The sequence below is a fragment of the Streptomyces sp. NPDC007863 genome, from assembly GCF_040633895.1.
Lineage (GTDB): Bacteria > Actinomycetota > Actinomycetes > Streptomycetales > Streptomycetaceae > Streptomyces.
In genome coordinates, this window is record NZ_JBEYEI010000004.1 from 302,265 (window position 1) to 322,228 (window position 19,964).

Annotated in this window: 18 protein-coding genes and 1 pseudogene; 12 read left to right on the plus strand and 7 right to left on the minus strand. The window is 73.1% G+C overall.

Annotated features, from left to right (window positions below; all coding sequences use genetic code 11):
* The 6 genes and pseudogenes from ABZ621_RS08615 to ABZ621_RS08640 all read left to right on the plus strand — a co-directional run.
* Positions 1 to 1,367, plus strand: a pseudogene (locus ABZ621_RS08615) (hypothetical protein); the annotation flags it as partial.
* Between the two features lie 114 nt (positions 1,368 to 1,481).
* Positions 1,482 to 2,417: a cellulose-binding protein gene (locus ABZ621_RS08620; protein WP_169086726.1), complete on the plus strand. Its 936-nt coding sequence runs from the start codon at positions 1,482 to 1,484 to the stop codon at positions 2,415 to 2,417.
* 93 nt (positions 2,418 to 2,510) lie between these two features.
* Positions 2,511 to 3,536 carry an ATP-binding cassette domain-containing protein gene (locus ABZ621_RS08625; protein ID WP_360602079.1) on the plus strand — a complete coding sequence of 342 codons (1,026 nt, stop codon included), beginning with the start codon at positions 2,511 to 2,513 and terminating at the stop codon, positions 3,534 to 3,536.
* A gap of 2 nt (positions 3,537 to 3,538) precedes the next feature.
* A complete protein-coding gene (locus ABZ621_RS08630) occupies positions 3,539 to 4,318 on the plus strand; it encodes an ABC transporter permease (protein ID WP_360602081.1) in 780 nt (259 codons plus the stop codon).
* Between the two features lie 224 nt (positions 4,319 to 4,542).
* On the plus strand, positions 4,543 to 5,703 hold the full coding sequence (locus ABZ621_RS08635) for an ATP-binding cassette domain-containing protein (RefSeq protein ID WP_360602083.1): 1,161 nt from the start codon (positions 4,543 to 4,545) through the stop codon (positions 5,701 to 5,703).
* Positions 5,700 to 6,536 carry an ABC transporter permease gene (locus ABZ621_RS08640; RefSeq protein ID WP_360602085.1) on the plus strand — a complete coding sequence of 279 codons (837 nt, stop codon included), beginning with the start codon at positions 5,700 to 5,702 and terminating at the stop codon, positions 6,534 to 6,536. The genes ABZ621_RS08635 and ABZ621_RS08640 overlap by 4 nt, the downstream gene beginning before the upstream one ends.
* 40 nt (positions 6,537 to 6,576) lie before the next feature.
* Here the strand turns inward: ABZ621_RS08640 and ABZ621_RS08645 are convergent, their stop codons facing one another.
* Entirely contained in the window at positions 6,577 to 6,903 is a 327-nt protein-coding gene (locus tag ABZ621_RS08645) for an ATP/GTP-binding protein (RefSeq protein WP_360602087.1), read from the minus strand.
* Between the two features lie 197 nt (positions 6,904 to 7,100).
* On the opposite strand from ABZ621_RS08645, the gene ABZ621_RS08650 reads away from it, so the two are divergent.
* Positions 7,101 to 8,135 (plus strand): LLM class flavin-dependent oxidoreductase, encoded by a 1,035-nt coding sequence (locus ABZ621_RS08650; RefSeq protein ID WP_360602089.1) that lies wholly within the window; start codon positions 7,101 to 7,103, stop codon positions 8,133 to 8,135.
* 128 nt (positions 8,136 to 8,263) lie between these two features.
* On the opposite strand, the gene ABZ621_RS08655 is transcribed toward ABZ621_RS08650, so the two are convergent.
* Entirely contained in the window at positions 8,264 to 8,656 is a 393-nt protein-coding gene (locus ABZ621_RS08655) for an SCO5389 family protein (protein WP_360602091.1), read from the minus strand.
* A 227-nt stretch (positions 8,657 to 8,883) separates the two neighbouring features.
* On the opposite strand from ABZ621_RS08655, the gene nucS reads away from it, so the two are divergent.
* A complete protein-coding gene (gene nucS, locus ABZ621_RS08660) occupies positions 8,884 to 9,555 on the plus strand; it encodes an endonuclease NucS (protein ID WP_360602092.1) in 672 nt (223 codons plus the stop codon).
* A gap of 66 nt (positions 9,556 to 9,621) precedes the next feature.
* On the opposite strand, the gene ABZ621_RS08665 is transcribed toward nucS, so the two are convergent.
* From ABZ621_RS08665 to ABZ621_RS08675, 3 genes are all read right to left on the minus strand, one after another.
* Positions 9,622 to 12,267 carry an ATP-binding protein gene (locus tag ABZ621_RS08665; protein ID WP_360602093.1) on the minus strand — a complete coding sequence of 882 codons (2,646 nt, stop codon included), beginning with the start codon at positions 12,265 to 12,267 and terminating at the stop codon, positions 9,622 to 9,624.
* Between the two features lie 226 nt (positions 12,268 to 12,493).
* Positions 12,494 to 12,817 carry an STAS domain-containing protein gene (locus ABZ621_RS08670; protein WP_169086744.1) on the minus strand — a complete coding sequence of 108 codons (324 nt, stop codon included), beginning with the start codon at positions 12,815 to 12,817 and terminating at the stop codon, positions 12,494 to 12,496.
* 127 nt (positions 12,818 to 12,944) lie between these two features.
* The gene (locus ABZ621_RS08675; protein WP_360602277.1) at positions 12,945 to 13,793 is read right to left on the minus strand and encodes a 3-hydroxyacyl-CoA dehydrogenase family protein; all 849 of its coding nucleotides are present in this window, start codon (positions 13,791 to 13,793) and stop codon (positions 12,945 to 12,947) included.
* Between the two features lie 162 nt (positions 13,794 to 13,955).
* Here ABZ621_RS08675 and ABZ621_RS08680 point away from each other — a divergent pair, with 162 nt between their 5' ends.
* Positions 13,956 to 14,528 (plus strand): cob(I)yrinic acid a,c-diamide adenosyltransferase, encoded by a 573-nt coding sequence (locus ABZ621_RS08680; RefSeq protein ID WP_360602096.1) that lies wholly within the window; start codon positions 13,956 to 13,958, stop codon positions 14,526 to 14,528.
* Here the strand turns inward: ABZ621_RS08680 and ABZ621_RS08685 are convergent.
* Positions 14,525 to 15,241, minus strand: coding sequence for a hypothetical protein (locus ABZ621_RS08685; RefSeq protein WP_360602098.1), 717 nt, complete (start codon positions 15,239 to 15,241; stop codon positions 14,525 to 14,527). The genes ABZ621_RS08680 and ABZ621_RS08685 overlap by 4 nt on opposite strands.
* A gap of 172 nt (positions 15,242 to 15,413) precedes the next feature.
* Here ABZ621_RS08685 and ABZ621_RS08690 point away from each other — a divergent pair, with 172 nt between their 5' ends.
* The 3 genes from ABZ621_RS08690 (at position 15,414) to ABZ621_RS08700 (ending at position 19,251) form a co-directional block, all read left to right on the plus strand.
* Positions 15,414 to 16,640, plus strand: a complete 1,227-nt coding sequence (locus ABZ621_RS08690; RefSeq protein ID WP_360602100.1) for a histidine kinase — start codon at positions 15,414 to 15,416, stop codon at positions 16,638 to 16,640.
* Positions 16,637 to 17,278 carry a response regulator transcription factor gene (locus ABZ621_RS08695; protein ID WP_360602102.1) on the plus strand — a complete coding sequence of 214 codons (642 nt, stop codon included), beginning with the start codon at positions 16,637 to 16,639 and terminating at the stop codon, positions 17,276 to 17,278. Before ABZ621_RS08690 ends, ABZ621_RS08695 begins: the two co-directional genes overlap by 4 nt.
* 212 nt (positions 17,279 to 17,490) lie before the next feature.
* Complete coding sequence (locus tag ABZ621_RS08700) at positions 17,491 to 19,251, plus strand: glycoside hydrolase family 18 chitinase (RefSeq protein WP_360602279.1); 1,761 nt, start codon at positions 17,491 to 17,493, stop codon at positions 19,249 to 19,251.
* Positions 19,252 to 19,382: 131 nt separating this feature from the next.
* Here the strand turns inward: ABZ621_RS08700 and ABZ621_RS08705 are convergent, their stop codons facing one another.
* Complete coding sequence (locus ABZ621_RS08705; RefSeq protein WP_169087561.1) at positions 19,383 to 19,829, minus strand: DUF2550 domain-containing protein; 447 nt, start codon at positions 19,827 to 19,829, stop codon at positions 19,383 to 19,385.
* Positions 19,830 to 19,964 lie beyond the last annotated feature (135 nt).

A 19,964-nucleotide genomic window follows, 5' to 3' on the forward strand; every position in this document is an offset into this window, starting at 1 on the left:
TCCTCGACGAAGCCCGGCAGGCCGCCGACAAGCGCCGCCAGGACGCCGCCGAACAGGCCGACAGCCTCGTCGGCGAGGCGACGGCCGAGGCCGAGCGGATCGCGGCGGAGTCGGCCGAGCTGTGGGAGACCACCGAGCGGGACGCGGCGCGGCTGCGGAGCGAGGCCGAGCAGGTCAAGACGGACGGCGAGGCGCACGCCCAGGCGCTGCGGACGGCGGCCCTGGCCGACGCCGAGCAGATCCTGGACGAGGCCCGGCAGGCCGCCGACAAGCGCCGTCAGGACGCGGCCGAGCAGGCCGACGCGCTGGTCGGCGAGGCGACGGCGGAGGCGGGCCGGATCACCGACGAGGCCGGCGAGCTGGCCGACTCGGTGACCGCCGACGCCCGGGCCGAGGCCGAGCGGACGATCGCGGACGCGGCCGGCGAGGCCGAGCGGCTGCGGACGGACGGCGCCACGGCGCTGGAGTCGGCCCGTCAGGACGCCGAGCGGATCCGTACGGAGTCGGCACGGGTCAAGGAGGACGCCGAGGCGGCCGCCGAGCAGATGCGCTCGGAGGCCCGCGCGGAGGCCGACCGGACGCTGGACGAGGCCCGCGAGGCCGGCGCGAAGAAGCGCGCGGACGCGGCCGAGCAGGCCGACCAGCTGATCGCCAAGGCCCAGGAGGAGGCGCTGCGCGCCACCGCCGAGGCCGAGACCCAGGCCGACACCATGGTCGGCGCCGCCCGCAAGGAGGCGGACCGGATCGTCGCCGAGGCGACGGTGGAGGGCAACGCGCTGGTGGAGAAGGCGCGGACCGACGCGGACGAACTCCTGGTCGGGGCGCGGCAGGACGCGACCGCCATAAGGGAGCGGGCCGAGGAGCTGCGGGGCCGGATCGAGGGCGAGATCGAGGAGCTGCACGAGCGGGCCCGGCGCGAGTCCGCGGAGCAGATGAAGACGGCCGGCGAGCGGGTCGACAAGCTGGTGAAGGCCGCGGAGGAGCAGCGGGCCGAGGCGGAGGAGAAGGCCAAGGAGATGGTCTCGGAGGCGAGTTCGGAGGCGAGCAAGGTCCGGATCGCGGCCGTGCGGAAGGCCGACGCGCTGCTGAAGGAGGCCGAGCAGAAGAAGAGTTCGCTGGTGGCGGAGGCCGAGCGGATCAAGGCGGAGGCGGAGGCCGAGGCGGACCGGCTGGTCCAGGAGGGCCGGCGCGAGCTGGAGGTCCTGACCCGGCGTCGTACCGACATCAATGCCGAGATCTCCCGTGTCCAGGACGTTCTCGAGGCGTTGGAGTCTTTCGAGACTCCGTCCGCGGGGACGAAGGACGGACTCAAGGCGGGCGCTTCCTCGGGTTCCACTCGTTCGAGTGGCAAGTCCCAGGACGGCTAGCCACTCAAAAGGCTGGACATTCTCCAGATCAAACGGGCATACGCTCGATGACACGCCGCTTCGGCCCCTAGGATTCCCTCTAACACCTCACCGGTCTCATTCGACAGGAACCCCATGAGCGACACATCCTCCCCCTTCGGCTTCGAGCTCGTGCGGCGTGGTTACGACCGCGGTCAGGTGGACGACCGCATTACCAAGCTGGTCGCCGACCGTGACAGTGCTCTGGCCCGGATCACCTCCCTGGAGAAGCGCATCGAGGAGCTCCACCTCGAAACGCAGAACGCCCAGGCGCAGGTGAGCGACGCGGAGCCGTCGTACGCCGGTCTCGGCGCGCGTGTCGAGAAGATCCTCCGTCTCGCCGAGGAGGAGGCGAAGGACCTGCGCGAGGAGGCCCGTCGCGCCGCCGAGCAGCACCGCGAGCTGGCCGAGTCGGCCGCCCAGCAGGTGCGCAACGACGCGGAGTCCTTCGCCGCCGAGCGCAAGGCGAAGGCCGAGGACGAGGGCGTCCGGATCGTCGAGAAGGCGCAGGGCGAGGCGAACTCGCTGCGGGCCGAGGCGCAGAAGGACGCGCAGTCGAAGCGCGAGGAGGCGGACGCCCTCTTCGAGGAGACCCGCGCCAAGGCCGCCCAGGCCGCCGCGGACTTCGAGACCAACCTGGCGAAGCGCCGCGAGCAGTCCGAGCGCGACCTGGCCTCCCGTCAGGCCAAGGCCGAGAAGCGCCTGGCCGAGATCGAGCACCGCGCCGAGCAGCTCCGCCTGGAGGCCGAGAAGCTCCGTACGGACGCCGAGCGCCGGGCCCGTCAGACGGTGGAGACCGCGCAGCGCCAGGCCGAGGACATCGTGGCCGACGCGAACGCCAAGGCCGACCGGATCCGTTCGGAATCGGAGCGCGAGCTGGCGGCGCTCACCAACCGCCGCGACTCCATCAACGCGCAGCTGACCAACGTCCGCGAGATGCTGGCGACGCTGACCGGTGCCGCGGTGGCCGCCGCCGGCTCCCCGCTGGACGAGGACCGCTCCGCGGGCGTCCCGGCCCAGCAGACCCGGTAAGGCCCCCGGCCCTCCGGGCCGGCTGCGAGACCCCGTGAAGACCCCCCGTCACTCCGGTGGCGGGGGGTTTCGCGCGCCTTTAGCTTGGTACGCATGATCGAGCTAGAGGGGCTGACGAAGCGGTACGGGACGAAGACGGCGGTCGATCATCTCTCCTTCCAGGTCCGGCCGGGCATGATCACCGGCTTCCTGGGGCCCAACGGGGCGGGGAAGTCGACGACGATGCGGATGATGCTCGATCTGGACAACCCGACGAGCGGGACGGTGCGGATCGACGGCCGGCACTACCGGGAGCTGGACGAGCCGCTGAAGTACATCGGGGCGCTGCTCGACGCCAAGGCGATGCACGGCGGCCGCTCCGCCTACAACAACCTGCTGTGTCTGGCGCAGTCGAACCGGATCCCGGAGCAGCGGGTGGGCGAGGTCCTCGACCTGGTGGGCCTGACGGCGGTGGCCCGGAAGAAGTCGAAGGGATTCTCGCTCGGGATGGGCCAGCGACTCGGGATCGCGTCGGCGCTGCTCGGCGATCCCGAGATCCTGATGTTCGACGAACCCGTCAATGGTCTGGACCCCGAGGGAATTCACTGGATCCGCAATCTGATGAAGTCGCTCGCGGCCGAGGGAAGAACGATCTTCGTTTCCAGCCATCTCATGAGTGAAATGGCGCTGACGGCGGATCATCTGATCGTGATCGGTCAGGGAAAGCTGCTGGCCGACACGTCGATGGCGGATTTCATCCAGCAGAATTCGCGGAGTTTCGTCCGGCTGCGCTCGCCGCAGCAGGAACGGCTGCGGGATGTGCTCCACGAAGCGGGTCTCGTGGTGATCGAGGCCGGAAACGGCACCCTGGAGGTCGACGGGGCCTCGACGGAGAAGCTGGGCGAGCTGGCGGCGGCGCACCGGCTGACGCTGCACGAGCTGAGCGCCCAGCGCGCCTCCCTGGAGGAGGCGTTCATGCAGATGACGGCGGGCGCGGTGGAGTACCACGCGCACGGCACCGACGTACACGGCGGCGGCGAGCCGGCCGCGCCCGGCCCCGCGTGGGGCGCGGACTCCGGCTGGGGCCCCGCGCGGGGCACGGAGGCGGGCCGGAGCGGCCAGAGCGGCGAGGGGGTCTGAGCATGGCGGCGGTACCTGCGGTCCTCCAGTCCGAGTGGACCAAGATCCGGACGGTCTCGTCGACGATCTGGACGCTGGCGTCCGCGCTGATCGTCACCGTGGCGATGAGCGCGGCGCTCTCCGCGGTCCTGAACTCCACCTTCGACGACCTGTCCGAGCTGGAGCGGGCGACCTTCGACCCGACCTTCGTCAGCTTCTCCGGGATGGTCCTCGGCCAGCTGGCGATGGTGGTCTTCGGGGTGCTGGTGGTGGGGACCGAGTACTCCTCGGGCATGATCCGCACCTCGCTGGCGGCCGTCCCGCAGCGGGCCACCTTCCTCTTCTCCAAGATCGCGGTGGCCGGGGTGCTCGCCCTGGTCGTCGGCCTGGTGACGAGCTTCCTGTCGTTCTTCCTCGGGCAGGCGCTGCTCGGCGAGCACCGGACGACGATCGGCGCGGACAACGTGCTGCGCGCGGTGGTCGGCGGCGGGCTCTACATGGGCCTGATCGCGGTCTTCTCGATGGGCGTGGCGGCGATGCTCCGCTCCTCGATGCTGTCGCTCGGCATCCTGGTGCCGTTCTTCTTCCTGATCTCCCAGATCCTGTCGGCGGTGCCGAAGGCGAAGGAGGTCGCGAAGTACTTCCCCGACCAGGCGGGCTCCAAGATCATGCAGGTGGTGCCGGACGCCCTGGGCTCGGAGAAGGCGCCGTACGGGCCGTGGGGCGGGCTCGGGATCATGCTGCTCTGGGTGGCGGCGTCGCTGCTCGGCGGCTACCTGGTGCTGAAGCGGCGGGACGCCTGACGGCGGACGCGCGGCCCTGAGGGGCGGAGCTCCGCGCCCGGCGCTCCGCCCCAGGGCCCCTCAGGGGCGTCCCGGATTTCTCCCCGAGGTTTCGCTTCGGTCTCGAATCACGGGCGCGGGAACCGTCAACGGCTCGATAAGCTCCTGACTCGTACGGGGGCCGCGCGGCCGCGCGCCGTCCTGCCCCCGATCGCACACCACCGAGCCGTCGATGGGGCTGGAGAATGATCGAGGCAGTCGGCCTGACCAAGCGCTACGGCGCGAAGACGGCCGTGTACAACCTTTCCTTCCAGGTGAGGCCGGGCGTCGTCACCGGCTTCCTGGGCCCGAACGGCTCCGGCAAGTCGACCACCATGCGCATGATCCTCGGCCTGGACACCCCCACGGCCGGGCACGTGACGATCGGCGGCCACCCCTTCCGGCAGCTGCCGAACGCGCCCCGGCAGGTCGGCGCCCTCCTCGACGCCAAGGCCGTGCACGGCGGCCGCAGCGCCCGCAACCACCTCCTGTCGCTGGCCCAGCTGGCCGGCATCCCGGCCCGCCGGGTGGACGAGGTGCTGGGCGTGGTGGGCCTCCAGGAGGTGGCGAAGCGGCGCTCCAAGGGCTTCTCGCTCGGCATGGGCCAGCGGCTCGGCATCGCGGCGGCGCTCCTCGGCGACCCGCAGGTGCTGCTCTTCGACGAGCCGGTCAACGGCCTCGACCCGGAGGGCATCCTCTGGGTGCGGAACCTCATGAAGAAGCTGGCCGCCGAGGGCCGCACGGTCTTCGTCTCCAGCCATCTGATGAGCGAGATGGCGCTCACGGCGGACCATCTGATCGTGATCGGCCGGGGGCAGCTGCTCTCCGACATGCCGGTGAAGCAGTTCATCTCGGCGAACTCGGCGGACTTCGCCCGGGTCCGCACCCCGGAGGGCGAGCCCGCGCTGCGGGACAAGCTGTCGGGGGTGCTGGTCGAGGCCGGCGGCCAGGTGCTGTCCGAGCCGGACGGGGCGCTGCGGGTCACGGGCCTGCCGCTGCCGAGGATCAGCGACCTGGCGCACGGGGCGGACGTACGGCTCTGGGAGCTGTCCCCGCACCAGGCCTCCCTGGAGGAGGCGTACATGCGCCTCACGCAGGGCGCGGTGGACTACCGCTCGACCGACGACAAGCTGGCCCACCTCCAGGCCCCGCCGCAGCCCGGACAGCCGGGGTACGGGACGCCGCCGGGGCCGCCGGTCCCCGCGGACGTGCCGCAGCAGGGCTGGTACGCCCCGCCGCCGCCCGGACAGAACCCGTACGCCGCCCCGCAGCCCCCGGCGGCCCCGGCGCCTGCCGCGCCGCCGCAGGCCGCCCCGCGGCCGAGCCTCCAGAAGAAGCCGAGCGACACCACCGAGGACGCCCGATGACCGCCCCCACGCCGATGCCGGCGCCCGCCCCGCCGTACGGCTACGTCTCCCCCATCCCGGTCCGCCGGGCGCACCTCGGGGACGCGCTCGCCTCGGAGTGGACGAAGATCCGCTCGGTGCGGTCGACGGTGTGGACGCTGGGCACGATGATCCTGCTGATGCTGGCGATCGGTCTGGGCGTGGCCGCGATCGCCGCCGCCGAGGGCGGGAACATGGGCGAGGAGTCGGCGCTGCCGCTGGGCTTCTTCGGGATGCTGCCGGCCTCGATCTGCGTGATCACGCTGGGCGTGCTGACGATCTCGTCCGAGTACGGCACGGGCATGATCCGCACGACGCTGACGGCGTGCCCGAGCCGGTCCCGGGTGCTCGCGGCGAAGGCGATCGTCTTCTTCCTGCTGGTCTTCACGGTGACCCTGGTGGTGGCCTTCGGGGTGGCGACCGCGCAGGTGGCGATGGTGGACGCGGCGGAGCCGACCGGCGCCGAGTGGGCGCGGGCCACGGTCGGCGCGGCCGGCTTCATGGCGCTGCTCGGCCTGCTGTCGATGGCGGTCGGGGCGCTGGTGCGGCATTCGGCCGGCGCGATCACGGTGATGATCGGTGTGCTGCTGCTGCCGCTGGTGGCGGCGCTCTTCATGTTCGCGCCGGCGCTGAAGGGGCTCCAGGAGGCGCTCTTCACCTACTCGGTGCCCTCGCAGCTGATCTCGCTGTACAGCGCGCGGCCGCCGTTCGGGGACACCGGCCCGGCGGGCTGGGAGACGCTCCTGATCCTGGCCGGGGCCACCGCCGTGGGGCTGGGCGGCGCGTTCGCCCTGCTGCACAAGCGGGACGTCTGAGCGGGCCGGGGCCGGCTCCTTACGCCGGCTGGTACACCGGCTAGTACTTCGGCGCGTTGCGGGACCGCTGCACCCGGGTGGTGCGGCGGTCCTTCGCGCTCCAGCAGGCCTTGTGCCAGTGGCGGCGGTCGTCGACGCCGCCGTACTCGGGCCAGGCGACGACGTGCGGGGCGCCGCCCGGGATCTCCTGGTCGCAGCCGGGGCAGCGGTAGCGCTTGCCCGGGGAGCTGGCGCCGGCGACGAGGCGGACGTACCACTCCTCGCCCTGCCAGGTCTCGGTGCGCTGCGAACCGCCGTACCGGTCTTCGCGGTCGTCCCGCGCCTCGGGCTTCGCGCCGCGGCGGGAGCGGTGGTGACGCGGGGACACAGCACACCTCACGGAGTCGGGAACACGGACCGTTCCTTCCAGCGTACGGGCCGCGACGGGGTGCGCGGGGGCCCGGTCCCGGCGTCCGGACCGAAAATCGCAAGAACTTCACGCCAGGCCGTTGCCTTTGGCACGTGTCAGACGTTGATGCCGGTACGGGGGTCAGTGACGCACCGGCCGCGAGGAGGCGGAAGACGATGAGGGTGGGAACGTTCGTTCTGGCGGCTCAGTTTCCGGGCCAGGGCCAGGGAGAGGCGCTGCACCGGGCGGTGCGGACCGCCGAGGTGGCCGAGGAGGCGGGCCTGGACTCGGTCTGGCTCGCCGAGCACCACTTCGTGCCGTACGGCGTCTGCCCCTCGGCGGTGACGCTGGCGGCGCTGCTCCTGGGCCGCACCCGGCGGCTGCGGGTGGGCACGGCGGTGAGCGTGCTGCCGTCCGTCCATCCGGTCGCCCTCGGGGAGCAGGCGGCGCTGCTGCACGTCGCCTCCGGCGGCAGGTTCACCCTCGGGGTCGGGCGCGGCGGGCCGTGGGTGGACCTGGAGGTGTTCGGCGCGGGTCTGGAGGCGTACGAGCACGGCTTCCCCGAGGCCCTCGACCTGCTCCTGCGCTGGCTGACCGAGCCCCGGGTGGGCGCCTCGGGCGAGCGGTTCTCCTTCCGCGAGGTGGCGGTGGTGCCCCGGGCCGACGAGCTGATCGGCGGCGAGGCCGCGCCGGAGGTGATCGTGGCCTGCACCTCGCCGAAGAGCGTGCGGCTGGCCGCCGAGCGCGGGCTGCCGATGCTGCTCGGGATGCACTGCGGCGACGAGGAGAAGGCGGAGGCGGTCGCGGCCTGGGCCCGCTGGGCGCGGGAGGCCGGGCGGGATCCCGACGAGGTCGCGCGGATCGGCGCCGGTCATGTCTCCGCGGGCGTGGCGCAGCTCGCGGACCGGACCGGGGACGCGGTGGAGACCCTGGTGAAGGCGATGCCCGGCTGGCTGAAGCAGGGCCTGGACGCGCATGTGACGGTGGACGGCCGGCACCGGGCGATGCGCGACCCGGTGGCGTACACCGAGCTGCTCTGCTCGCTGCACCCGGTCGGCACCCCCGCGCTCGCGGCGGACCGGCTCGCGGCGACCGCCGAGCGCACGGGCATCACCCGCTTCGCGCTGCTCGCCGAGGGCTCCGGCGACCTCGCGGCGACCGAGGAGAACCTGCGGCGGCTCGGCGCCGAGGTCCTCCCCCGGCTGTCCTGAGGGCCGGGACCCGCCGCCGCCCCGGCGTCCCCGCGGGACGATGCGTGTCGGCACGCACCGATCGCGGCTTCCGCGACGCGGAGCGGCGGCGTTCGAGTCCCGGCGGATCCCGGTGACGACGGCCGGGCTCAGCAGTCGCGGAGCTCGGGCGACTGGTTGAGCAGCTGGGCCCGTACGGAGGTGAAGCGGGCGAGCCGGTCGTCCACCGCCGGGTCCAGCGGGAAGACCGCCACGCGGTGGCAGTTCTGGAAGGCCAGACGCACTCCGAAGTGGCGCTGGAGCGCACCGCGGATCGCGTCGCTCGCCAGCGCGCGCAGCAGCTGACCACGTGCCTGCTCGTTCGGCGGCGGCGTCTGGTTGTCGGCGAACTCTCCGCCTTCCACCTCCAGCTGGGCCACCAGAGAACTGATCATCTCCCACGCGAAGGGCAGGGAGGTCCGGACGCAGTCGACGAAGGCGGCTTCGTCGACCTCGCCTCGCTCGGCCTGTTCCAACAGGTCCGGTGAGACGTCGAGCGACATGGGTTCTCCTCTCGCGACCCCGCGGACGGGGTCTGTGCGGGCAGGGCCGAAGGCCGACGTACGCCACGCAGCGTGCACGGACGACGACCTCCAGCTTCCACGGTAAGCGCGTGTTGCTGCCCGCACCAGGAGAATGGGCACACAACAGGCCGATAACCGACGGGTGTTCGGCTCATGCCGATGCCCGAATCGCGTAGAAGGGCGCTCCTCTTGTAGCGTTGCCGACCATGCGTCTCGTCATTGCCCGTTGCTCCGTGGACTACGCGGGCCGGCTCACGGCCCACCTGCCCTCCGCCCCCCGTCTGATCCTGATCAAGGCCGACGGCAGCGTCTCGATCCACGCCGACGACCGGGCGTACAAACCGCTCAACTGGATGTCCCCGCCGTGCACCCTGAAGGAGGGGGCCGACGGTGAGGCCGGCATCTGGACGGTGATCAACAAAGCGGGCGAGAAACTGATCATCACGATGGAGGAGATCCTCCACGACTCGTCCCACGAACTGGGTGTGGACCCGGGTCTCATCAAGGACGGCGTCGAGGCGCACCTCCAGGAGCTGCTCGCCGACCGCATCGAGACGCTGGGCGAGGGGTGGACGCTGATCCGCCGCGAGTACCCGACGGCGATCGGCCCCGTCGACATCCTCTGCCGGGACGCGGACGGCGCGACGGTCGCGGTCGAGATCAAGCGGCGCGGCGAGATCGACGGCGTCGAGCAGCTGACCCGCTATCTGGAGCTGCTCAACCGCGACCCGCACCTCGCCCCGGTGAAGGGCGTCTTCGCGGCGCAGGAGATCAAGCCGCAGGCGCGGGTCCTGGCGACGGACCGCGGGATCGGCTGCGTGGTGCTCGACTACGACGCCCTGCGCGGCATCGAGGACGACAAGCTGCGGCTGTTCTAGCCGGTACGGCGAAGGGGACGGCCCCGGGCGCGACGAGCGCCCGGGGCCGTCCTCTTTCCGCGTGCCTCAGCCCTCGGCGGGCGGCTCGGAGGCGCTGCTGGAGCCGGCGGCCTCGCTGGTGGTGGCGGAGTCCGTCGGGGTGGGCTCCGAGGTGGTGGGTGAGGCGGTCGGCGTCTCCGTCGCGGTCGGCGGTGACGTCGTCGTCGACGTGGACGTGGCCGTCGGCGGCACCGGCGGCCTCGTCGTGGTCCGGGTCGGCACGGGGCGCGTGCTCGTCGAGCCCCCCGGTGTCGTCGCCGGCGCGCTCGTCGTCCCCGGGGCGCTCGTCGTCGACGGGTCCGGTGCCCCGGAGGAGGCGGTCGACGGGGAGCCGGTCGCCGAGGGGCCGGTACCGGTCGACGAGGGGGTCGCGCCGGAGGTGGTGGGGCCGGGTGAGCCGGAGGTGGTCGGCGTCCCGGTCGCGGCCGGGTCGCCGCCGGGCTCCTCGTCGGCGGGGGCGCCGTCGCCGATGTCCGGCAGTTCGGCGCCGCCCGGGTCGGCGGTGCTGTCGGTGCTGACGGTGCCGGAGGTGGGGGCGTCGTCGTTGCCGGAGGTGGCGCCGAGGGTGACGACCGTGCCGAGGACGGCGACGAGGAGCGCTCCGGCGCCGACGGCGGCGAGGTTGCGCCGGGTGCCGTCGAGGACGATCGCCTTGAGCCCCTTGCGCGCGGGCTCGGCCGGGGCGGCGGGGCGGGCGACGACCGTGGGGCCCTTGTCGGCGAAGTCCGCGTAGTCGGGGAAGGCCGGGAAGGCGGGCGGGGTGACGGCCGCGGTCGTGGCGACCGGCGGGATCGCCTCGGTCGGCGGCTCGGCGGGCGTCCGCGGGACCGGTGCCGTGGTGCGTACGGCGGGCAGGCCGCGGGCCGGCGAGTCGGTACGGGACGGCAGGGCGGTCGTCGCGGGCTCCCGCTCGCGGCCGAGGTCGGCGACGAGGGCGAGGGCCCGGCGGCCGGCGACGGTGCCGCGCTTGTCGGCGAGGGCGCCGCGCAGCCCGATGGAGGCCTCCAGCTCGGCGCGGGCGCGGGCGAGGTTGCCGCCGCAGATCGCGAGGATGCCGAGCTCGTGGTGGAAGTACGCCTCCTCGGCGACGTCCCCGGCGAGCCGGGCGGCCGCCTGGCCGGAGCGCAGCGCGCGCTCCCAGGCGCCCCAGTGGAGGCCCGCGGCGAAGGCGGGGGCGGCGGCGCGGGCGAGGGCGACGGCGGTGGCGCGCCGCTCGGCGGCCTCCTCGGTGCCGACGGCGCCGTCCCCGACGAGGCCGGAGAGCGCGGCGAGCAGGGCGTCGGACTCGGCGGCGGCCCGCTCGGGGCCCACCGAGGGGTGGCCGGCCCACCAGGCGTAGTGCTGGGCGGCGGCGTGGAGGCGGTCGGCGGTGTCGTGGCCGTAGCCGTGGGCGAGGAGCTGGGTGAGGACGCCGCCGGCGAGCCGGTGCCGGGTGCCGACGGGGCTGAGGAGCCCACAGGCGCGCAGCTCGCCGAGGGCGGCGTCGGCGTGGGTGTCGCCGACGAGCGCCGGGAGGTGGGCGTGGTGCGGGAGCTCGCCGCCGAGGGCGACGGCGAAGCGGAGGGTGGTCTGGGCGGAGCGGCTGAGCCGGGAGGCGAGCAGCGCGGCGGGGGCGGCGCCCTCGCCGAGGCTGGGCAGCGGCACCTCGTGGAGCTCGACGTCGGGGTTCTCGTACGGGTCGGGCGCGGTGCCGGCGGGGCCCGCGCCCGGGGCCGTACCGGACGGGCCGAAGGCCTCCTCCAGGGCGCCGAAGGCGTCGAACTCGGCGGGGGTGACGCGCAGCCGGTCGCGCTGTCGGAGCAGGGCGCCGGCCTGGACGAAGCGGAGCGGCAGTCCCTCGGACTCGAACCAGAGGTCGCCGGCCCAGTTGGCCTCCTCCTCGGTGAGGCGGCGGCCGACGGCGGCCTCCAGGAGGACGAGGGAGGCGGCGCGGCCGAGGCCGGGCAGGGCGACCTCCTCGATCCGCGCCTCGGCCGAGGCGGCGGGGACGCCGGGGGCGGCGGCGAGGAGGAAGGCGCATTCGGGGGCGGCGGCGAGGAGCTCGTCGAGGGCGGCGCCGCCGAACTCCAGGTCGTCGACGACGACGACGGCGCCGACGGTGGCGAGGTCGCCGCGCAGGCCGTCGCGGTCGGGCCGGTGGCCGGGGGCGTGCAGGACGGCGGTGCGCAGCTCGTGGAGGAGTTCGCCGCCGGTGCGGTGGCGGCCGGAGAGGCGGACGACGCCGTCGGGGGCGAGGTCCGCGCAGTCGGCGGCGACGACGTCGAGGAGGGCGGTGCGGCCGGCGCCGTCGGGGCCGGTGAGGCGGGCGGAGCGGCCGCGGGTCAGGGTCTCGGTGAGCCGGGCGCGCTGCTCGTCGCGTTCGAGGAGGGGCAGTTCCGGGGCGGCGGGGCCGGGCGGCACGGGCGCGGCGGCGGCGCGGTCGGCCTCGGCGCGCTCCTCGGGGGTGCGGCGGCGGGCCTGCGGGGGCGTCTCGCCGGGCGGGCAGGGCTCGATCTCGCTGCCGTCGACGGGGTTGACGGTGAGGAGCAGCCCTCCGGAGACGATCCGGGTGACGCGGGCGCGGGCGGGCGCCGCGGCGGTGCGGTCGGGCAGGGCGGTGGGCTGGGCGGGGCGGGCGTCCTCGGCCGCGGTGTCGTGACCGGACTCGTCCGGCCCCCGGTGTATCGGGTCCATGGTCAAAGCCCCCAAGAGCGGTGGTGCGGAGCCCGCCGGGTGGGTCCGTCGTCGGGTGCGGGCGACCGAACCCTAGACGGTCGCCGGGCACCCGGGAACAGCCGGGGTGCCGTGGAGACCAAGACGTCACGGTCTTGTGAGGATTGAGCGTGACGCCTGGTTCGCACAGGGGCTTCACAGACGGCGGGGGCCGCGTTCACCCCCGGGCCGTCCGCGCCCCGTCCGTTCAGACCCGGGGCAGGGACTCCACGACGAGGCCGCCCTCGATGGCGAGGATGCGGTGGAGGCGGGTGGCGACGAGGAGCCGCTGCATCTGCGGCGGCACCCCGCGCAGGACGAGCCGGCGGCCGCAGCGGCCGGCCCGTCGGTGGGCGCCCATGATGACGCCGAGGCCGGTGGCGTCCCAGGAGTCGAGTCCGGTCAGGTCCAGCACGAGGTCGCCGACTCCGTCGTCGACGGCCGTGTGCAGGACCGTACGGGCGTCCGCCGCGCTCCGGACGTCGAGGCGGCCCCCGACGACCAGCTCGGCATGGTCGCCCCTGATGTGCATAGTCGCTCCCCGGGAATGCTCCGTCTTCGCAAACAACTGACTGCCGCCTCGGCAGATACGTTGCGCCTTGTCGTCGAACCGATACCTGAATTCACTCCATGGAGTGAGGCCGTGTGGCGGGTACGGCTCAGTACCTGTAGAAGCCCTGCCCGCTCTTGCGGCCGATGTCACCCGCGTCCACCATCCGGCGCATCAGCTCCGGCGGCGCGAACTTCTCGTCCTGGGACTCGGTGTAGATGTTGCCGGTGGCGTTGACCAGGATGTCGACGCCGGTCAGGTCGGCGGTGGCGAGCGGGCCCATCGCGTGGCCGAAGCCCAGCTTGCAGGCGATGTCGATGTCCTCGGCGGTGGCGACGCCCGACTCGTACAGCTTGGCGGCCTCGACGACGAGGGCGGAGATCAGGCGGGTGGTGACGAAGCCGGCGACGTCGCGGTTGACGACGATGCAGGTCTTGCCGACCGACTCGGCGAAGGAGCGGGCGGCGGCGAGGGTCTCGTCGCTGGTCTTGTAGCCGCGGACGAGCTCGACGAGCTGCATCATCGGGACCGGCGAGAAGAAGTGGACGCCGACGACGGCCTCGGGGCGCTCCGTCACCGCGGCGATCTTGGTGATCGGGATGGCGGAGGTGTTGGAGGCGAGGACCGCGCCGTCCTTGGCGATCTTGTCGAGGGAGCGGAAGATCTCGTGCTTGACCTCGATCTTCTCGAAGACGGCCTCGACGACGATGTCGGCGTCGGCGACCGCGTCCAGCTCCGTGGTGGCGGTGATGCGGCCGAGGGCGGCCTCCGCGTCGGCGGCGTCGAGCCGGCCCTTCGCGACGAACTTCTCGTACGAGGCCTTGATGCCGTCGGTGCCGCGGGTCAGCGCGGCGTCGGTGACGTCCCGCAGGACCACGTCCCAGCCGGCCTGCGCGGAGACCTGAGCGATGCCGGATCCCATGAGTCCGGCCCCGATGACGGCGAGCTTCCCAGCCACGAATTCCACCCCTCTACACCTGTTCACTTCTGGCTCTCTCCGGCGGAGATTAGCGGGCCGGGAGCGCCATGTGACCGCGAAGTAATGCGCGTCACGCTCTCTTTGACGGACGTCACACTCGCGACAGGCGCGGCGGGCCGGGGCGTCACTAGGCTGGGGTCCATGGTCAATCTGACGCGCATCTACACCCGCACCGGCGACCAGGGCACGACGGCCCTGGGCGACATGAGCCGCACCGCCAAGACCGACCTCAGGATCGCGGCCTACGCGGACGCCAACGAGGCCAACGCCGTCATCGGCACGGCGCTCGCCCTCGGGCATCTGGAGGAGGAGGTCGTCACGGTCCTCACCCGCGTCCAGAACGACCTCTTCGACGTCGGCGCCGACCTCGCCACGCCCGTCGTCGAGAACCCCGAGTACCCGCCGCTGCGGGTGGAGCAGTACTACGTGGACAAGCTGGAGGCGGACTGTGACCGCTTCCTGGAGGAGCTGGAGAAGCTGCGCTCCTTCATCCTGCCCGGCGGCACGCCCGGCGCGGCACTGCTGCACCAGGCGTGCACGGTGGTCCGCCGGGCCGAGCGCTCGACCTGGGCGGCCCTGGAGGTCCACGGCGAGACGATGAACCCGCTGACGGCGACGTACCTCAACCGCCTGTCCGACCTGCTCTTCATCCTGGCCCGGGTGGCCAACAAGGAGGTCGGGGACGTGCTCTGGGTCCCGGGCGGGGAGCGCTAGGGCCTACCCGACCCTGATCCGCCGGACAGGCCCTGGGAGGGCCGGCCCGCGGACCCCTGCCGGGGGTCCGGGCGTTCTCCCCCGGGAGCCGCGGCGTCCTCGCGCGCGTGGCCGGCCAGGAGGTCGGGGACGTGCTCCGGGTCCCGGGCGGGGAGCGCCGAGGCCTTCTCCGACTCGCCCTCCGGGGCCTTCTTCGGCCAGACCGAGTAGCTGAGGGCGATCAGACCGTGGATGCCGACGGCGCGCCAGACGCCGGCGATCGAGGCCTCCAGCTTCGACGTGTCGCCGGCGTCGCCGACGTACCAGACCGCGGCGAGGAGCAGCGCGGAGGCGACGGAGCCGGCGACCAGCGAGCCGAGCCAGATCGCGCCCTCGTGGCGGGCGCGGGCCATGCCGTAGCGGGGCGGCTTCGCGGGCGGCGGGGCGCCGCCGAAGCGGTGGGCGGCGTGGCCGTCGAGCCACTTCACGGTGCGGTGCCCGTGCCCGACGGTGTAGCCGATGTAGATCGCGGCGAGCCCGTGCCGCCAGCTGGGCTCGGCGCCGTTCTTGAGGTCGATCGCGGAGACGACGAGGAGCAGGATCTCCAGGAGCGGCTCGCACAGCAGCAGTCCCGCGCCCAGCCTCGGCATGCGCAGCACGTAGCGGGCGCCGAGCCCGGCGGCCAGCAGGACCCAGAACCCCACCTCGCAGACGACGATCATCGTGACGATCACGAGCTTCCCCTTTCGTTCCCCCGTCGGGTCCTTCCCAGCGTCCCGTCCGGGAGGGCCCGCTTCGTCGTCGCGGGTGACGAAACCCGCCTACATCCTTCGACGGAGGCGCGGGCGCGCGCGGATCGGCCCGGACGTCGACGTCAGGGGGCCGGAGGGCGTGTTGGATGGGTACGTGACCCTCCCCCGCCCGGTCCCGCCCCGCCCGGCCTTCCCCCGCCCGCACCGCCACGACGTACTCATCGCCGCCGCCGGCCTCTCCGTCGGCGTGCTGCTGTGGTCGTACGGGCTGTACACCACCGGCGACCGCGTCTTCGACCAGCGCTGGGCGGCGCTCGTCCCGCTGACCGCGATGGCCGTGGCGGAGGCGCTGCGCCGGGCGGCCCCGCAGACCGCGCTGCTCGTGGGCACCCTGGCCATCGTGGCCGACCAGTTCACCAACGGGAACCTGGCCACCGTCCTGATGTTCACGGACGTCGTCTACGCGGCGGTCGTCTACGGCACCCCGGCGCAGGCCCGCCGCATCCCGTACACGACGGCGCTGGTCACCGTCGCGACCACGGTCGCGTTCCTGGTGTGGTGGCAGAACGCGATCGCGCTGCTCGTCGGCGTCATCACCGGCATGATCTCCTTCCTGCCGGCCGTCACCGGCTCGATCGTGCGCAACCACCGGGAGGCCGCGGAGGCCGCCCGGCTGCGCGCCGAACAGACCGCGCTGCTGGCCGAGATGGACCGGTCGCAGGCGGTGGCGGCGGAACGCGCGCGGATGGCGCGGGAGTTGCACGACGTGGTGGCCAACCACCTCTCGGCGATCGCGATCCACTCGACGGCGGCGCTCTCCCTCGACGACCCCGGCACCACCCGGCAGGCGCTGACGGTGATCCGGGAGAACAGCGTGGCCGGGCTCGCGGAGATGCGGCGGCTGATCGGGCTGCTCCGGGACAGCGGCGCGGAGACCGAGCCGGCCGCGACGGCCTCGCTGGCCGGGCTCGACGCCCTGGTGACGCAGGCGGGGACCAACGGCGCGGCGAGCGGGCTGCGCTTCGTCCTGGAGGACGCCCGGCGGGACGGTCCCGGCCTGCCGGCGCCGGTGGAGCTGGCCGCGTACAGGATCGTGCAGGAGGCGCTGACGAACGCGCTCAAGCACGCGGCGCCCGGCGAGGTGCGGGTGGCGCTCGCCCGCGCGGACGGGGCGCTGCGGGTGACGGTGACGAGCCCGTACGGGGAGCGGCCCGGGCCGCGCGCGCCGGGTTCGGGGGCGGGGCTCGTGGGGATGCGGGAGCGGGTGGCGCTGCTGGACGGGTCCCTGGAGGCCGGTCCGGTGGCGGGGCACGGGGGTGCCGAGGTGTGGCGGGTGCGGGCGGAGCTGCCCGTGGGAGCGAGCGAGGAGGAGCGGGCATGACGGTGCGGGTGGTGGTGGCCGAGGACCAGAGCGCGGTACGGGCCGGGCTCGTGCTGATCCTGGGCAGCGCGCCGGACATCGAGGTGGTCGGGGAGGCGGAGGACGGCGAGCGGGCGGTGGAACTGGCCCGGGAGCTGCGCCCCGACCTGGTGCTGATGGATGTGCAGATGCCCCGGATGGACGGGGTGACGGCGACCCGGCAGGTGGTGTCCGAGGGGCTCGCGGACGTCCTGGTGCTGACCACCTTCGACCTCGACGAGTACGTCTTCGGGGCGCTGCGCGCGGGGGCGTCGGGCTTCCTGCTGAAGAACGCGGACGCGCGGGAGCTGATCGAGGCGGTGCGGACGGTGGCGCGGGGCGAGGGGCTGATCGCGCCGGCGGTGACCCGGCGGCTGATCGCGGAGTTCGCCTCCCCGGCCCCGCCGGTACGGCAGGACCCCGCCGTCCTCGACGGGCTGACGCCCCGGGAGCGGGAGGTGCTGGCGGCGCTGGGGGCGGGCCTGTCGAACGCGGAGGTCGCGGTACGCCTCGACATGGCGGAGGCGACGGTGAAGACGCACGTCAGCAAGGTGCTGGGGAAGCTGGGGCTGCGCAGCCGGGTCCAAGCGGCCGTCCTGGCGCGGGAGTTGGGACTCTGAGAGAACGGAAGCGACGTTGGTCTGGACCTCTTGACGATTGGTCCAGACCTTCCTACGCTCGCGGGGCGCGCGCAACTCTCCACGGACCACCCCCACCCCGAACGTCCGCTACTTGAGGAGCACCGTTGAGCACTCAAGCACCGACGCGCCGAAGAGGCATCAAGGCGAAGGCCGCCGCCGGCCTCACCGCCCTGGCCCTCCCCCTCGCCGCGATGGTCGGCCTCGCCTCCCCCGCGGAGGCCGCCACCTCGGTCACCGCGACCTACACCAAGACCCAGGACTGGGGCACCGGCTTCGGCGCCAACTGGACCATCAAGAACACCGGCACCACCACCATCTCCTCCTGGAACCTGGAGTGGGACTACCCCTCCGGCACCCGGGTCACCTCCGCGTGGGACGCCACCGTCACCAACAGCGGCGACCACTGGACGGCCAAGAACGTCGGCTGGAACGGCACCCTGACCCCCGGCGCCTCCGTCTCCTTCGGCTACAACGGCGCCGGCTCCGGCGCCCCCTCCGGCTGTAAGATCAACGGCGCCTCCTGCGACGGCACCCAGCAGCCCGGCGACAACCCGCCCTCGGCCCCCGGCACCCCGACCGCCTCGGACGTCACCGACACCTCGGCGAAGCTCAGCTGGGGCGCGGCCACCGACGACAAGGGCGTCAAGAACTACGACGTCCTGCGCGACGGCACCAAGGTCACCACCACGACGGCCCTGAACTACACCGACCAGGGCCTCACCGCGGGCACCGACTACAGCTACACCGTCGTCGCCCGCGACACCATCGACCAGACCGGCCCGTCCGCCGGCCCCGTCGCGGTCCGCACCACCGGCGGCGGCACCACTCCGCCGCCGCCGAACGCGGTCAAGATGGGCTACTTCACCAACTGGGGCGTCTACGGCCGCAACTACCACGTGAAGAACATCGTGACCTCGGGCTCCGCGCCCAAGATCACCCACATCAACTACGCCTTCGGCAACGTACAGAACGGCAAGTGCACCATCGGTGACGCCTACGCCGACTACGACAAGGCCTACACCGCCGACCAGTCCGTCGACGGCGTCGCCGACACCTGGGACCAGCCGCTGCGCGGCAACTTCAACCAGCTGCGCAAGCTGAAGAAGGCGTACCCGAACATCAAGGTCCTCTGGTCCTTCGGCGGCTGGACCTGGTCCGGCGGCTTCGGCCAGGCCGTGCAGAACCCGACCGCCTTCGCGCAGTCCTGCTACGACCTGGTCGAGGACCCGCGCTGGGCCGACGTCTTCGACGGCATCGACCTGGACTGGGAGTACCCGAACGCCTGCGGTCTCACCTGTGACACCAGCGGCGCCGCGTCCTTCAAGAACATGATGCAGGCCATGCGCGCCAAGTTCGGCACGAACAACCTGGTCACCGCGGCCGTCACGGCCGACGCCTCCGCCGGCGGCAAGATCGACGCCGCCGACTACGCGGGCGCCGCGCCGTACTACGACTGGCTGAACGTGATGACGTACGACTTCTTCGGCGCCTGGGCGGCCAAGGGCCCGACCGCCCCGCACTCCCCGCTGACCTCGTACGCCGGCATCCCGCAGGCGGGCTTCAACTCCGCCGAGGCGATCGCCAAGTTCAAGGCCAAGGGCGTCCCGGCCAAGAAGCTGCTGCTCGGCATCGGCTTCTACGGCCGCGGCTGGACCGGCGTCACCCAGTCCGCCCCCGGCGGCACGGCGACCGGACCGGCGCAGGGCACCTACGAGCAGGGCATCGAGGACTACAAGGTCCTCAAGAACTCCTGCCCGTCCAACGGCACCGTCGCCGGCACCGCCTACGCCCACTGCGGCACCAACTGGTGGAGCTACGACACCCCCGCCACCGTCAACTCCAAGATGGGCTGGGCCAAGGACCAGGGCCTCGGCGGCGCGTTCTTCTGGGAGTTCAGCGGTGACACCACCAACGGCGAGCTGGTCTCCGCCATCAACGGCGGCCTGAGCTAAGGGTCACCGGTACGACGAAGCGGGGGACGGTGCAGCACACCGTCCCCCGCTTCCGTACGTACGGGCCGATCAGGCCACGTTCACCCTCCCCCAGACTTCGTCCGGGGGCACCCCCATCCAACGGGGGCCGATCAGGCCACATTTACCCGTTGGCCGGGAGGCGCCGCCTCCAGCCAGGCCATGAACCCGGTCCGGGCGTCCTCGCTCATCGCGAGTTCCAGCCGGACGCCGTTGTACATGCAGGGCTGGATCACCGAGTCCGACAGGAGCGCCAGCTCCTCCTCGCCCTCCGGCATCCGGCGCTCCAGGGCCACGATCGCCGAACGCTCCAGGAACCGGCGCGGCCGGGGCGCGTACGAGAAGACCCGGAACCAGGCGATCTCGTCACCGCTGTACCGGGCCACGCCGTACACCCAGCCCTTGCCGGACAGGTCCGGCTCCTCCGGGACGTCCCAGCGCAGCGAACAGTCGAAGGTGCCGCCGGCACGCTGGATCAGCCGGCGGCGCAAGCCGAAGACGAAGAGCCCGATCAACACCAGTGCGACGACCAGGCCGCACACGAGCAGCGCGAGGAACATCTTCACCGACCTCCTCGCCGCGTCCCGTGACCGGCGCCGCCGGCCTCACGAATACCACCTGCATCTGCATCGCCTCAGCCGCGGCACGGTCTGGAACATTCCAGCCGTGCCGCGGCTGAGGGCACTACTCTTCGG